Raw genomic sequence first — 13,493 nt, 5'->3', positions numbered from 1 at the left:
TTCCTTTTTAAAAACGTCGTTTTACACCAAAGCGATCTGATAAAGCTTCTCCCAATACATTAAAAGTGATAACAACGAGCATAATCATTACACCTGGATATATCATTAACTCTGGATTGCTTCGTATATATGATTTTCCTTCATGAATCATAGCACCCCACTCTGGCGTGGGTGGCTGAATACCGAGTCCTAGAAACGACAGGGCGGAAATATCCATAATAGCCCAGCCTATTTCAAGTGTCCCCATTACGACAATTGGAGGAAGTACATTTGGGATAATATGCCGTCTAATAATTTTCCATTGTGAAGATCCGTTTATTCTCGCGGCGGCAATAAAGTTCTGCTCCTTCAGACTGAGCACTAAGCCTCGGAACATCCTCGCGTAATACACCCACTGCACAAGCACCATTGCCAAGATCACCTGTTTCATCCCAGGGCCGAATATTCCGACAAGTCCAAGAATAAGTACAAGATTCGGGAATGCCATCACTCCCTCACAAAATCTCATCAGTACAAGATCAATCCGGCCTCCCTTATAGCCGGCAAACGTTCCGACAAGTAAACCAATCCCCAATGACGAAATGAAAATTAAAAACGCAATCCCTAGGGAAATACGAGCACCATGTAAAAGACGAGACAGATTACATCGCCCCAAGTAATCAGTACCCAGTGGATATTCCATGGAAGGCGGCTTTAATTTTAAAGCTAAATTCACTTGAATTGGATCGTGCGGGGAAATCCACGGAGCCAAAATCGTAAGTATAAAAAGAACGATTAAAGTGAATAAGCAGACTGTGATGGTTGTTTGGTGCTTAAAAACACCCCTTATACTCGCAATCATTGATCCGTTCCCCCTTTCCAAGAGATGCGCGGATCCATATACATTTGTACAATATCTACAATCAGGTTGCACAAAATAAATAGACAGGCCGCAAGAAACACATAGCATTGGATGACTGGTATATCCCGGTTAAAAATCGCCTCAATAAAATAACGGCCAAACCCAGGCCATGAAAAAACGGACTCAACAATAATCGTTCCCGTCAGCAGCTTGCCAAAATTCATCCCAATCCCCGTAATCATCGGTAAAATTGCAATTTTTAATACATGCTTTACCATAATGGCACGCTCGTGAATACCTCTTGTTCTAGCATACAAGACATAGAAATCCTGCAAATTCTCCAGTACACTAATGCGCAGCAAACGAGTATAAATAGCAATTAGCGGTAAAGCCAGCGTTACGGACGGAAGAATAAAGTGCAGCCACGTTCCCGTCCCCTCTACAGGAAACAGATCAAATTTCACAGAAAACAAATAGATTAATAGATAACCAAGCCAAAACTGTGGAATGGAAGCACCCAAAAAAGCTAGAATTCTGCTGAACTGATCGATGACCCCGTTTCTCTTCACTGCAGCTAAAAATCCGATAGGCACACTAACGAGTACGGCTAGGAAAATGCTAGTAAAGGCAAGTTGGACCGTTGCAGGCATCCGGTATACAACCTCCTGCCAAACTGGCTTGTTAGAAAGATAAGATATGCCAAAATCAAGTTGGCATATCTTAATAAGAGATTGGATATATTGCACAAACAGCGGCTGATCTAGACCAAACTCCTGTCTTTTTTGTTCTAACATCTCCGCTGTCGGTTGAATATGGGCAGCTGCCAAATATGCTTCAGCAGGGTCGACCGGCGACAGATGAATGAACAAAAAAGTAAGCAGTGTGGCAAAGAGAAAAATAGGAATGATGGCAAAAAGTCGTTTCATAATATAGCTACCCATTATTTCTCCTCCTGCCGTTTCCTAGTTATTAATATTAATTCCACTGAATGGATGGTCATCACGATTTGCTGGGAATTCAAAGCTAGTTACATCCTTTTGATACACAGCTGTTTTCTTAATATAAGAAATCGGCACGATTGCTGCTTGATCCTGTAGTGTCTGCAAGATAGAGCTGTATAGTTCTTTTCGTTTTTTCTCATCCGTGGAGGCAAATACTTCTTTAATTTGTTGATCAAGCTGTTGTTTCACTGGTAAGTTGGACAAAGCATCTGAGAATCCAAATCCGTCTACGGAGACAATGTTAAGGAAGGTATGCGGATCATATGGAGCTCCGTAGTTGCTATAGAAATTCAAGTCAAAATCATTTTCACCAAAGCGTTTTACTTGAACGGGCAGCTCAACACCATTAATATTCAGCTTAACGCCGATCATCGCCCACTCAGCTTGAAGAGCTTCCGCCATTGCCTTTTGGATTTGGTTCGACTTGTCATACATCAATTCAAGCTCCAATGCTTTACCATCTTTCTCTCGAACACTTTTTCCAGCTGGCAGCTTCCAGCCCGCTTCTTCTAAATAACTCTTTGCTTTTTCTACATTATACTTAATAGGTGTTGTTTTAATATTGGTATATAACAGGTTGGGAGCTAGAATATTGTCTGCCTTCTCTTCCAGTCCAGAAGTCACTCCTTCTACCATTGCTTGCTTATTAAAACCGTATTGAAGTGCTAGACGTACCTTTATGTCGGAAAGCTGCTCTTTCGTCGTATTCATGACTAATTGTCTTGTTGCAACAGGTTCAGAAATACTTGTTTTATATTTTCCTGACTCCTCTAATTGTTTAAAAGCATCCAAACTAATAGCGCCCTCTCCATAAATTAAATCGAGTTCGCCCTTTTCGAAAGCAAGTACTCTTGTCTCTGCATCAGGAATTGTTTTAATCACGATTTTATCAACCTTCGGACGTTCACCCCAATAATTCGGGTTGCGAGTAAATACCGCATATTCATCTTTCTTATATTCCGCTAGCATCCATGGTCCCGTTCCAACAGGTTTCTTCACTCCTTTTGAAGTGTCACCGTCATCCGGAAAACCTGCTTCACCTAAAAAACGGACTGGACGGACCACTGCTAGCTCCTGCAATGTTGGATAATAAGCCTGCTTTAATGTGATTTTGAAGGTAGAATCATTGATTACCTCCGTCTTATCAATCATACTGATTAATCCTAACCAGCTATGCATTTTCACGTTTTTCATAATCGCATCAAAATTCTTTTTCACAACATTCGCATTAAACGCTGTTCCGTCAGAAAATTTTACATTTTGACGAAGATTAAAAGTGTACTCCTTACCGTCTTCAGATACTTCCCATGATTCAGCTAGAGCTGGTTCCAGCTTACCCCCTTCTTTATAGCTAACCAATGGCTCGTAAATCATTGATTGGGCAATCATTTGTGAAGGGTTGTAAACATGCGGATTCATCTCTCCTATATCCCTCGGCCAAGACAAAGTAAGAGTTTTTTCCTTATTACTCGTTTCCTTCTCTGTCTGCTCACTTTTTTGTGTTGTACAACCTACAAGGACAACAGATAAGAGCAGAATTACTGCTGATAGTAATATGGCGATTTTCCTTTTCCCTTTAAGCATTAGTAAATACTTCCCCCTTAAAATTAATAAAACAGATGGATACGAATGAAAATGATTATCATTCACTAATAATAGTTAACTAAGATACCCCCTGTCAATGAAAATTACGAATAATTTCACAATTAGAAACAATTCCCATATACTATGTCTTCCTTGGCATGCATATTGACCATGATACTTCGTAGATCAGTTTGCGGGAATGCGTTCCGGTACCAAGGTTCTAGCATATGTTACATCTATCTGCTTCCATTTAAAAATAAGGGAAGTTTATACAATTTTAAAAAAACTTAACCAGAAAACGTTTCCATTTGCTATTATAAATTTTAACAATATAACGATTTGAACCAAGACCTTGGACATAAAGTGTTTTTACTATTTTTATTTGCGGTCTAATGCAACTTGTATAACTATAACCGAAGAGGAAGCTTTTATGAAAACAACAGGCAGAATAACTTTTATCAGCATTACGATTATTTTTTCACTCATCCAAATTTTCTTTTTACATGAGCCGTTACAAATGCAAACTATCCAGTCCTTGTTAGCCGTATCCATTGCTTGGTTTGTAGGCAAACAATATGACAAAGCGAGGTTTTATGCGGAGAAGGAAAAAGTAAGTGAAAAGAGCTATAAACAACTAATTGAAACTATACCTAATGCTATTATTATACACTCGCAAAACCTTATCCTTTATGTAAATAAAGCTGGGGAAAACATGCTGGGCGCCTCCAAAAAAAATGATATTTTAGGGCAGACGATTTATAGCTTTATTGATGGTAATTATCAAGTTCTTGCAATGCAGCGTTTAAAACGGCTGCGCGAAGAAAATAGACCTCTTAATCAGGTCGAACAAAGGCTAGTACGTTTGGACGGAAAAAAGGTCTTTATTGAAGTCTCTAGCCGAGCTATTGTATATGAAGGAAAAGAAGCAATTTTGTCCATACTTAACGATATTACTGATAAAAAGAAAACAACAGACACCCTTCTTCAAAAGTCAGAAAAACTGGCAGTTGTGGGACAAATGGCGGCGGGAATCGCACATGAAATTCGAAATCCCCTCACTTCTATCAAAGGATTCATTCAGCTGTTTAAATCTAGGTATCCAAGTGATGAAGAATATTTTAATCTTTTATTAACAGAATTAGAACGAATTAATTTGATTGTTAGTGAATTCTTAATACTAGCTAAACCAACTGATATTGTGTTTAAAGAAAAAGATATAAAAAGTTTAGTTCAAGATATTGTAACTCTTATCAATACACAGGCCATTATGAATAATATTCAAATCCTTGTAGAATTTGAGCCGGATATTCCGATTATTGTGTGTGAAGAAAATCAGTTAAAGCAGGTATTCATCAATGTTTTAAAAAATTCCATTGAAGCGATGCCAAATGGCGGCATAATTCATGTAAAGGCAGCTATTAAGGAAAAAAATAAAGTCTCCTTATATTTTATTGACCAAGGATCTGGTATCCCTGAGGATCGATTGCCAACTCTTGGGGAACCTTTTTACACCACAAAAGAAAAGGGGACTGGCTTAGGATTAATGACAAGTTACCGAATTATTGAAAATCATGATGGGGAGCTGAAAATTTCAAGCAAAGTAAATGAAGGAACTACAATTGAAATTATATTACCTACAGTTCCCCAATCTCATCTGGTCCAGTTAACTTAGAAGATGTTTTTATTTGCTCATGAACGTCTTTGTACTGTATGAGGGCTAGGTCCGAAAAAATAGAAAAATCGATTATCATTAAATAACTAGTAAAACTAATAGTTTCAATGATAATCGATTTTATATTTTCCGTTCATGTTTACTATTGATCAGTGCGCTTTAAAAAGCAGGAAAGTTACACCTCTTAGATACTTCTTAGTTACTTCCTCATTAGCTATGAAACCTTTGAAATCCCTTTTACATCTTGATTCATTTTACGCACGCCAAAGATAATTGCAGCCCCCCAGCCAAGTACAAGCAGCAAATAAATATAAGGATGGAATGAAGCATTTGCTACCCATGTGTTTAATATTGTTCTTACGTTGACAAGGATAATAAAACCGCCTACTAATAAGCCCATCAGCTGTGGTGGAACAATCCGAACGAACCAAGCAGCGATTGGTGCAGCAATAACGCCGCCAATCACAAGCGCAGCTACCCACATCCAGTTCACTGACTCCCAGCCAAGTGAAATCACAAAGCCCACTGTTGCTGCTACAGCAATAGCAAATTCACTCGTATCTACTGTTCCTACTACCTTACGTGCAGACATGCCTTTTTTTGTTAAGAGAATTGGTGTCGCAATTGGCCCCCATCCTCCCCCGCCTGTTGCATCAGCAAAACCCGCAATTAAGCCCAATGGAATAGATTGCTTAATTGATAGCGGCTTTGCTTCTGCTTCCTCACTCTTACGAAACACAAACAGAAAGCGAAACAACACATAAAATCCAAGAAGCATTAGGAATGTGGATACATACGGTTTGGCAACATCCCCAGGCAGGCTGCTCAAAAAGCATGCTCCTGTAAATGCACCGATTGATCCAGGAATGATAAGACGGTAGACCATTTTTCGATCAACATTGCCAAATTTAATATGCGAAATACCAGAAGCTGCTGTTGTTGCTACCTCAGATAAATGAACAGAAGCAGACGCGACTGCCGGTGCGATTCCAAATGCTAACAACAATGACGATGAGCTTACCCCATACGCCATTCCAAGCGCACCATCAATTAACTGCGCGAAAAATCCAATAAACGCCAAAATCAATAATTTTTGCATTTTCATCCTCCTAGTTGGTTATAGTTATAACCTCATACCCAATTCAACCTTACTTATCCTGTACGTATATAGTTAAGTTAGCCCCTAACCTTTAATACATATTGGAATACTATGAATTAAACCAAAAAATAAACATATACCTTTCAGGTAAATTACTCCTTTTTATATAGATAACAAGCTGCCTATCAAGTTGAAATCTTCTGAATTTAATTTCTCTTATCTTATTCCAAGTTCACCACTATGTCAACTTGTATTTTTAAAAATATATAGGTACATCCTACTCTCCTTCGGAAAAGGCAATGATATAAATAAAGACCAAGACCTTGCTTCATTTTCAAATTGGAACGTGTTTTATGAGGACAAACATAAGAGTTCATGAGTAAATATCTGAATTATCTAAACTTACAAATATTATACTTGAGTTATCATAGTAGCAAACATCTATTAGATCTGTCCTTGACGAATCTGGAAATTAACACCATTTTTCTACTCCTTAGCTTCCTCCCCCCTTAATTTATATTAATATAATATTATAGTTAAGTAGTTTTATTGCTATAAAACTGGCAATGATTAGCTTGTATATAAGATTTTCACTTCTATCATAAGGGTATTTTAAGAGTTTTGGTTAGATGGTGAATTGATCTTTATGTTTTTAATAATTAGCTAGATAAAACAAGGGGAGAGCTGTTATTGATGAATGGTTGGGTAAAACAAAATACATTATCAGCATTACATAAAACAGCCGTTATTGTATACGGCCTGACAACTTTTTTGTCATTTTTTTCTCATGTATTTCCGATCATAGGAGTGATTGTATTCTTTTGTTTTACTGCTTTGCCTAAGATATGGAGGATGTTAATCTTTTTTGCAATTACCGCATGTATTGTTACGCTTCTTCCATTTTTAGCACCCATTGCAGTTATTTTAATGGTTGTATTTTTGATTATGCGCCTAAAGTATATTATCCAAAATTGGAGACCAATTATCGGAGGAATACTTGTATACGGTTCATTTTTTATTATGTTTAATAATGCTTATCAATGGCAATATAGTCTGAATATATTCAGTGCTTTATTTACTGGTGTTCTTGCTGCTATATTGCTCCATTTTTATATGAAATGGTTATATCGAAATGGATATAGCGCTAGCAAGGCTTTAGAAATTATGGGTGCTGTACCAGTTGTCCTTTTAGCACTAATACTCCCTTTTTTAAAAATGGTAGACTTTGCGGATTTTAGTCTATTTGAAGGAACTGTGGATCACGCTCCTGTCTCTGAGGGAACTAGCCATACTGTAACAACTGAAACTGTTCCTGGAGGAAGCCACCCTGGCATGCATCAAGTGGCAGGACATATGCGTACTGCTCCAGATGGAATTATCGAAAATAATTTATCGTATCATGGACCAGGTAAGATACCAAATACCCCTACAGTGCACGTTGATTCATATGTACGAACGAATCCAGATGGAATAATAGAAAATAATCTGTCATACCATGGTCCCGATAAACTAGTATCCTCTACGAATATAGACACACTCCCTCATACAACTGCTTCTTCTAGTGAGGGAGTGACAGTGACTGACTCTGACTCTCATATAACAGACGGTGTTATTAAGAGCAATCAGCAAAAAAGAAGAAAAACGGATTAGGCATTTCCTATAAAATTCTTAGGCTATAGAGAAGTCCTCTCTATAGCCTATTTTGTATGTAATCCTCCTTTTCTCTCAAAACTTGTAGTGTTGAAAAAAGACATGCTATAAGGAAGGCGGTTATTATGCATAAATAGTCAGCAGCTTTTTCTCCTGTTTCATTTTATCTTCGATTTGATCCTCTCTAACAAAGATGTGGGCATCATCCTGACAAAATGTACGAACCCGAAGCATTCCATTTAAAGCGCCGCTATATTCATGGCGGTGAACCTGGCCGAATTCTGCCAAACGGATAGGTAAATCTCGATAAGAGTAAAGATTATTTTTGAAAATTAACATATGACCTGGACAATTCATTGGTTTCATCGCAAATCTTGTCTGCTCCACTTCAGAAAAGTACATATTTTCACGATAATGATCCCAGTGACCTGACTGCTCCCATAATCGTTGATTCATCATAAATGGAGTACGAACCTCATCATAATTAGCACTGCTTTGAAGCTCACGAGAAAAATTTTCTAACTCATTTCTAATAATTTGCCCTTTTGGTAAATAAAACGGCATTCCCGGAGCTTCCTCGGAAAACATAAATAACTCCAATTGCTTCCCTAACTTACGGTGATCTCGTTTTGCTGCTTCTTCTAAGAACCTTACATACTCATTTACATCCTTTTTATGTTTAAACGCCACTCCATAAACTCGTTGCAGAACTTCGTTTTGACTATCCCCCCGCCAATAAGCTCCTGATACGCGAGTTAACTTGAATGCTTTTATTAAACCAGTAGATGAAAGATGAGGACCACGACAAAGATCAGTAAATTCTCGCTGTTGATAAAGAGTTATTTTTTCATCTTTTGAAATGTCTTTTAATATTTCTAACTTAAATGGCTCACCTTTTTCTTTAAATAACTTTTCAGCCTCCCCATAAGGAACCTCCATTCGCTTGATTGTTAAATTCTCATTTATGATATCTTCCATCTCTTTTTCAATGGCAAGTAAATCGTCGGAGCTTAAGCTGTGCTCTAGTTTCAAATCGTAGTAAAACCCCTCCTGAATGACTGGCCCTATACCTAATTTCACACTACCATAAAGTCTTTTCACAGCTTGTGCCAATACATGCGCTGATGAATGTCTTAGAACTTGTAATCCTTCCTCCGAGTCTAGAGTTAAAACGGAGAGTTCCACATCTTTTTCTAGTTTGTAGCTTAAATCCACCAGTTGTTCATCTACCTTCCCTACAACTGCAGCCTTTCTTAGACTGGAGCTAATAGAATCTATTACCTTTTCTATCAGATTTTGCTGAAAGAGTACCCCTACTTCAATTTCTTGAAGGGAATGAGCCCAGAAATAAGTAGGGGGTGAATTTCAGCTTTGCGAAGCAAAAAATTCTTTCATCGTGTACTGGAATTTGTTAAAATATAAACAGAACGTATGATCGTTTGTTATCTTGGAAAGAGACGAGGTGAAGAGAATGTTAACCAACAAAGCGTATAAGTTTCGTTTATATCCAAATCAAGAACAAGAAGTGCTGATTGCGAAAACAATTGGCTGCAGTCGTTTTGTCTTCAATCGCTTCCTTTCTTTGTGGAACGAGACATATCAAGCAACAGGAAAAGGCTTATCATATAGTGCTTGCTCTTCTCAACTTACACAACTGAAAAAAGAATTCACTTGGTTACAAGAGGTTGATTCACATTCTCTGCAATCATCCTTGAAACATCTTGCAGACTCCTTTGACCGTTTCTTTAAGAAACAAAATGAAGCCCCACGTTTTAAAAGTAAGAAAAATAAGGTGCAATCTTACACGACAAATATTGAAAAGAAGAATCAGCTTCCTGAAGTAAGTATTGCAGGCAATCGCATGAAATTGCCGAAGTTAGGTTGGGTTCGTTTTGCAAACAGTCGTGAGGTGCAAGGGCGTATCCTGAACGCTACTGTCAGACGAACTCCTTCTGGCAAGTACTTTGTATCCTTGTTAGTTGAAACAGAAGTGCAGGAACTGTCTAAAACTCATTCCAGTGTAGGGATTGATGTGGGTTTAAAAAACTTTGCCATCCTTTCCAATGGTGAAGTTTTTACCAATCCAAAATGGTTTCGCACATTAGAGGAGAAGTTGGCTCATGCACAGCGCATTCTGTCCAGACGTAAGCAAGGTTCTTCCAATTGGAATAAACAACGTATCAAGGTAGCACGCATTCATGAACGGATTGCTCATGCGAGAAAGGACTACTTGGACAAAATTTCAACGCACATCATCAAAAACCACGATGTCATAGCGATTGAAGATTTACAGGTAGCGAACATGCTCAAAAACGGCAATCTTGCAAAAGCAATTAGCGAAGTATCATGGTCAACATTTCGCAAGATGCTGGAATACAAAGCAAAGTGGTATGGAAGGCAAGTCATAGCTGTGAATCCACATTGTACGTCACAAACATGCAATGTATGCGGTCATACAGCGAAAGAGAACCGCAAAACACAAGCCTCCTTCAAGTGTGTATCTTGCGGTCATGAAGACAACGCTGACATCAATGCTTCCAAAAATATAAAGGATTTAGCAATCGCAAACTGATTCACCTTGCAGGAGACTTGCTACAAAGTCGTTTGGACTGCCAACCGTCGGAATGACGGGCGTAGCCTAATTCATTAGGAGCCGAGAGGCTTCTGTACTTAGGAATCCCCCACGTTCAACGAACGTAGTGAGTAACTGGGGGTAATTCAAAGAATATGCTTTTCTCTCTATTGGAAAGTTCAATAGCAATAGCTGTAACAGCTGTGATGTTGCCAGTTTTCCATCGTTGGTATGCCTCTACAAATTGATTTGTAAAAGTAGCTTTAGGTCTCCCTAAATTAGATTTTTTTCTGTAATTCATTTTAAACAATAAGCTGGGTCTATTATTATAAACAGTAATGTTACCACTCGATTTGTTTTTCATCCCTAAAGAATTCCCCATTAGGTCCTTCTGGTCCAATAGTTGCTAACCAAAGGATAGATTCAGCGGCTTGTTTTGGCGTTTTTGGAGCAGATGGTCCGCCCATATCTGAGCTTACCCATCCTGGATCGACTGCATTTATTTTGATATCACCATTGATTTCTGCAGCTACCAATCGTGTCAATCCATTTAGAGCAAGTTTAGACAATTTATAAGCGCCTACTCCTTGATATGACATTTCGCTCATCGCTCCATATTCTGAGGAAATATTAATAATTCTCCCATAGCCTTGTTTTTCCATGAGGGGAATAAAGGAACGAATGACATGGTAAGCGCCAAAGAAATTAGTTGCCATTGTTTTCTCTAGAATGGACGGTTCCATATTTAATAACTTTTGATTCCCATCCAAATAAACGCCAGCATTATTAATCAATACGTCTAATCTTCCATACCGATCATTTACTATAATCGCAGCTTGGTGGATGCTTTCTTGGTTGTCTACGCTCATCACCACAAAGGAAACGTCCAGATCTGACTGCTTAAGTTTTTGCGCAGCTTCATGACCATTCTCCGCATTTCGACTTGTCAAAATGACTTTAAAACCTTTCAAAGCTAATTGTTTGACTAGCTCATATCCAATTCCTCGATTACCACCGGTTACAAGAGCAACTTGTTTTTCATGTAACATTTTAAACTCTCCATTTCTCGTCTGCGGATAACCTGGGCTAAGGTAGTTAGTACTTTTAGATTGTTCCGTTCTTTGATTAAGTTACACCTAGAAATCCTGAAAGCAAATAGAACAGGAATGATAAATCAATAATGATTAGTAAACCCTAAAAAAGTTAAATTGATTTCCTATCTAAAAGGTTGTTTTGTACACTACTACCCATGTGGTTTCTCATTAAAATAAATACCAAACTCAATAGTAACGATAAAACCCCAACTAATACGACGTACCCGGTACCTATTTCTGATATAAATACCCCGCCTACAGCTGCACCCAATGTTGTTCCTACGTTACAGGATGATATAAATAATCCATTGGCAAAATCAGGCGCTTCAGGAGCTGAAGACGCAATCAAATATTGATTAATATTTGCCATTATGCCTCCAGCTAATATTCCCCAAATTAAAGTTATCATTGCCATAGGTACGGTAAACTGTCCTGTGAAGAATAAAATAATGTAAACAGCACCCAATAACAAAGGAAAAGATACTACGGATTTGGTGGCACTATGAGTAAGTAACTTTCCTGCGACAATGTTTCCAATAATATTGGCTCCACCGAAGATGAATAACGTTAAACTTATGGTATTCGGAGACATATTCGTTACTGTTTTCAGATATTCAGCAAGATAACTATAAACCCCAAATATAGCTGAGTTTAACAAAATGACAGTCACGATAGAAATCCACATAATGGGTTTTTTTAATACAGAAAGTTGTGTACCATAAGAAAGTATTTCTTCAACAGGCATAGACGGTACAAAAATCAATGTAGCAATGAATACAATAGCATTCACAATAGCAAAGAATGCCATCGCCATTTCATATGAAACGGTATTATCAATAAAACTTGCGATTGGTACGCCGGCTACCATACCAGCAGATACGCCTATAAATACTTTGGCAACGGCTTTTGGAGCTTCTTCTTTACTTACTGAGGAAGCAGCTACTGTAAATGCCAAAGAACAATAAATAGGATGAAAAAAGGCCAATATTACACGAACCACTAATGTAATGGTAAAGCTAGCTGTAAATAGGGAGACTATGTTCCCCAACAAGAAAACACCAAGTACAAGTAACATAGCCTTCTTTCGATCTATACCTGAAAATAATAACGGCATAATAGGACCAGATATTGCAACACCAAGGGCAAAAAAACTCACCAGCCATCCTGCTTTTGGTATGCTGACATGAAAGTGATCAGCAATGGAAGGCAATAACCCAATAACCCCCATTTCCGTATTTAGAATGCCGAAAACACCGATGGTTAATATAAATATGAGCAACTTGTTTTGTTTAGCCAAAAAATATACCTCCTAATTTCTCCTTTTAATCAATTTTTTCAATTTGAACTGTAAAATTGCCCTTCATACTTTCAAGCTTTTCTACTCCAGATTGAATCTTGCCTAATTGAATAAGTCCATTTGAATACCCGAAATCTTTATAAAATATAGCTAAATTTCCCCAGGGAGCATAATAAGTGAAATCTCCGACTGAAGGTTCACTGCCTGATGGCGCTTTTTCTATAGATAGTTTTTTTGGTAGGTAACTAATTTTTTCAGTTCTTGCATGATCTTCGAAGGTTACTGTTAACGGAAGTTGTGCTACAAAATCTCTGCTTGTTGGATTATCATACATATTCACAATTACTTCCTCGTTGTTAAACGTTAATTTTATTGCAACATCTTCCATACTAACTAACCCTCCATTATCAATTGTAGAATCCTTGCTACCCTGCTCGTTCGGTTCATCAGTTTTAACTGCTTGCTCACCACTTGAATTTGTATTTGCAGTATCATCTCCATTAATGTTTTTCTCATTATGACTACTGCTGCAAGCTGTTAGAAATAATGAAATAACCAATATAAACAAAAGTTTAGATTTAACTCCTTTTCCCATCAAAACGTCTCCTTATTTATTCTTACAATTGTTTGGGAAATAACATAGATGAACAAAGATTATCACGAAACTATCATCAGTAAAAAAT

General features: G+C 37.8%; 10 protein-coding genes and 1 pseudogene. 3 read left to right on the top strand and 8 right to left on the bottom strand.

From position 1 onward, the window contains the following. Positions 1 to 7: 7 nt before the first annotated feature. The 3 genes from nikC to nikA are packed head-to-tail and all read right to left on the bottom strand — an operon-like array spanning position 8 to position 3,426. On the bottom strand, positions 8 to 841 hold the full coding sequence (gene nikC, locus EP737_RS03910; RefSeq protein ID WP_129726576.1) for a nickel ABC transporter permease subunit NikC: 834 nt from the start codon (positions 839 to 841) through the stop codon (positions 8 to 10). After that, complete coding sequence (gene nikB / locus EP737_RS03905; protein ID WP_129726575.1) at positions 838 to 1,782, bottom strand: nickel ABC transporter permease subunit NikB; 945 nt, start codon at positions 1,780 to 1,782, stop codon at positions 838 to 840. Before nikB ends, nikC begins: the two co-directional genes overlap by 4 nt. A 21-nt stretch (positions 1,783 to 1,803) precedes the next feature. Continuing rightward, positions 1,804 to 3,426 carry a nickel ABC transporter substrate-binding protein gene (nikA, locus tag EP737_RS03900; RefSeq protein ID WP_129726574.1) on the bottom strand — a complete coding sequence of 541 codons (1,623 nt, stop codon included), beginning with the start codon at positions 3,424 to 3,426 and terminating at the stop codon, positions 1,804 to 1,806. A gap of 430 nt (positions 3,427 to 3,856) precedes the next feature. On the opposite strand from nikA, the gene EP737_RS03895 reads away from it, so the two are divergent. Then, a complete protein-coding gene (locus EP737_RS03895) occupies positions 3,857 to 5,098 on the top strand; it encodes an ATP-binding protein (protein WP_129726573.1) in 1,242 nt (413 codons plus the stop codon). Positions 5,099 to 5,312: 214 nt separating this feature from the next. On the opposite strand, the gene EP737_RS03890 is transcribed toward EP737_RS03895, so the two are convergent. After that, positions 5,313 to 6,197, bottom strand: a complete 885-nt coding sequence (locus EP737_RS03890) for a sulfite exporter TauE/SafE family protein (protein WP_129726572.1) — start codon at positions 6,195 to 6,197, stop codon at positions 5,313 to 5,315. Positions 6,198 to 6,890: 693 nt separating this feature from the next. Here EP737_RS03890 and EP737_RS03885 point away from each other — a divergent pair. Further along, on the top strand, positions 6,891 to 7,847 hold the full coding sequence (locus EP737_RS03885; RefSeq protein WP_205650874.1) for a hypothetical protein: 957 nt from the start codon (positions 6,891 to 6,893) through the stop codon (positions 7,845 to 7,847). Positions 7,848 to 7,985: 138 nt separating this feature from the next. On the opposite strand, the pseudogene thrS reads toward EP737_RS03885, so the two are convergent. After that, positions 7,986 to 9,122, bottom strand: a pseudogene (gene thrS, locus EP737_RS03880) (threonine--tRNA ligase); the annotation flags it as partial. Between the two features lie 196 nt (positions 9,123 to 9,318). On the opposite strand from thrS, the gene tnpB reads away from it, so the two are divergent. Further along, the gene (tnpB, locus tag EP737_RS03875; protein ID WP_129726570.1) at positions 9,319 to 10,419 is read left to right on the top strand and encodes an IS200/IS605 family element RNA-guided endonuclease TnpB; all 1,101 of its coding nucleotides are present in this window, start codon (positions 9,319 to 9,321) and stop codon (positions 10,417 to 10,419) included. Positions 10,420 to 10,760: 341 nt separating this feature from the next. On the opposite strand, the gene EP737_RS03870 is transcribed toward tnpB, so the two are convergent. The 3 genes from EP737_RS03870 to EP737_RS25945 form a co-directional block, all read right to left on the bottom strand. Beyond that, a complete protein-coding gene (locus tag EP737_RS03870) occupies positions 10,761 to 11,468 on the bottom strand; it encodes an SDR family oxidoreductase (protein ID WP_129726569.1) in 708 nt (235 codons plus the stop codon). Positions 11,469 to 11,622: 154 nt separating this feature from the next. After that, positions 11,623 to 12,810 (bottom strand): MFS transporter, encoded by a 1,188-nt coding sequence (locus tag EP737_RS03865; protein ID WP_129726568.1) that lies wholly within the window; start codon positions 12,808 to 12,810, stop codon positions 11,623 to 11,625. Between the two features lie 25 nt (positions 12,811 to 12,835). After that, entirely contained in the window at positions 12,836 to 13,405 is a 570-nt protein-coding gene (locus EP737_RS25945) for a cyclophilin-like fold protein (RefSeq protein WP_205650873.1), read from the bottom strand. Between the last annotated feature and the right edge of the window lie 88 nt (positions 13,406 to 13,493).

It is taken from the genome of Ectobacillus funiculus (genome assembly GCF_004138295.1).
Taxonomy (GTDB): Bacteria; Bacillota; Bacilli; order Bacillales; family Bacillaceae_G; genus Ectobacillus; species Ectobacillus funiculus.
The sequence above is the reverse complement of the archived record's forward strand: the minus strand, read 5'-3'. Positions and strand labels throughout refer to the sequence as shown.

Bases quoted from the DNA above. Each gene is read 5' to 3' on its own strand.
- nikC (WP_129726576.1), bottom strand. From the start codon at position 841: ATGATTGCGAGTATAAGGGGTGTTTTTAAGCACCAAACAACCATCACA.
- nikB (WP_129726575.1), bottom strand. From the start codon at position 1,782: ATGGGTAGCTATATTATGAAACGACTTTTTGCCATCATTCCTATTTTT.
- nikA (WP_129726574.1), bottom strand. From the start codon at position 3,426: ATGCTTAAAGGGAAAAGGAAAATCGCCATATTACTATCAGCAGTAATT.
- EP737_RS03895 (WP_129726573.1), top strand. From the start codon at position 3,857: ATGAAAACAACAGGCAGAATAACTTTTATCAGCATTACGATTATTTTT.
- EP737_RS03890 (WP_129726572.1), bottom strand. From the start codon at position 6,197: ATGCAAAAATTATTGATTTTGGCGTTTATTGGATTTTTCGCGCAGTTA.
- EP737_RS03885 (WP_205650874.1), top strand. From the start codon at position 6,891: ATGAATGGTTGGGTAAAACAAAATACATTATCAGCATTACATAAAACA.
- tnpB (WP_129726570.1), top strand. From the start codon at position 9,319: ATGTTAACCAACAAAGCGTATAAGTTTCGTTTATATCCAAATCAAGAA.
- EP737_RS03870 (WP_129726569.1), bottom strand. From the start codon at position 11,468: ATGTTACATGAAAAACAAGTTGCTCTTGTAACCGGTGGTAATCGAGGA.
- EP737_RS25945 (WP_205650873.1), bottom strand. From the start codon at position 13,405: ATGGGAAAAGGAGTTAAATCTAAACTTTTGTTTATATTGGTTATTTCA.